The following is an 886-nucleotide window of genomic DNA, read 5'->3' as shown; positions in this document are numbered from 1 at the left end:
CAAGGAAGACTTCAAATAAAAAAGGATAAAAATAACACAAGCCCTGGTTGGTGAGAATGCCTCTCTTGACATTTCTTCTCTCAAAAATTTGGAGCATTGGCCTCAGCATACTGATTCGGAATAGTAACTTCAATATTAAATAGTAATATCTATTTATAGCATTATTGCTTTCGATGTTTATCAGCAGTTCACTTACATTAACCTTATCCATTAGCCTAGCCTTATGCCGGATGAAGCTTCCGGATTCGTGCTTTACTTGTCAGCAAATCCACGACGTTTACATCAGTAAACTTCAGTACATTGTTGTTCGAGCTTTCCACGACACCGTTACCGGTGACGCATATCGAACTAGGCTACTATGAACGAAATCATAGGTACTCTAATAGTCCCGTTAGGGAATCAGTGAGTGCATTCCGCTGTTCGACTACCCTTACAATCACACAGACGACTTCTCGAGTCGCACTCAAGGGCACTCAAGGGCACTCAAGGGCACTCAAGGGCACTCAAGGGCACTCAAGGGCACTCAAGGGCGCAATATACAAACTTTCGTTTGTTTGCTTTTTATGAAAACCAAATTAAACAAATCCTTAATGGATAAGGGATTTCTTCTTAATAAAAAACCGCTGGGGTACATTGTAAAAGATGTATCTGTGGCTATCGCTTTTCTAGATTTTCCATTCATACTCCTATTAAGAGTGCATTTACTGCAAATGGCTACTATTCTGGCACTTTTGATATGGACTCTGGTGCAGGATTTTTATTTTGATTGGTATTTTCTTATCATCCTATCCAATATTAATTTATTTGCCCTGTCTTTGGTTTAGTGTTGAACGAGCGGCTCACTCAAAGATGAAACCTGGCCAAAGCCATGAAGCTCGAAGTAGGG

At 40.2% G+C, this 886-nt stretch carries 1 protein-coding gene; it reads left to right on the top strand.

The genetic code is table 11. The features are described 5' to 3' along the window. Positions 1 to 563 precede the first annotated feature (563 nt). Positions 564 to 824 carry a hypothetical protein gene (locus BN58_RS31350; RefSeq protein ID WP_019218384.1) on the top strand — a complete coding sequence of 87 codons (261 nt, stop codon included), beginning with the start codon at positions 564 to 566 and terminating at the stop codon, positions 822 to 824. The last annotated feature ends 62 nt before the right edge of the window (positions 825 to 886 follow it).

The sequence above is a fragment of the Legionella tunisiensis genome, from assembly GCF_000308315.1.
GTDB lineage: Bacteria > Pseudomonadota > Gammaproteobacteria > Legionellales > Legionellaceae > Tatlockia > Tatlockia tunisiensis.
This window is presented reverse-complemented; position numbering and strand designations above follow the sequence as displayed.

Excerpts from the sequence above, each read along its gene's own strand:
- BN58_RS31350 (WP_019218384.1), top strand. The coding sequence starts at position 564 with ATGAAAACCAAATTAAACAAATCCTTAATGGATAAGGGATTTCTTCTT.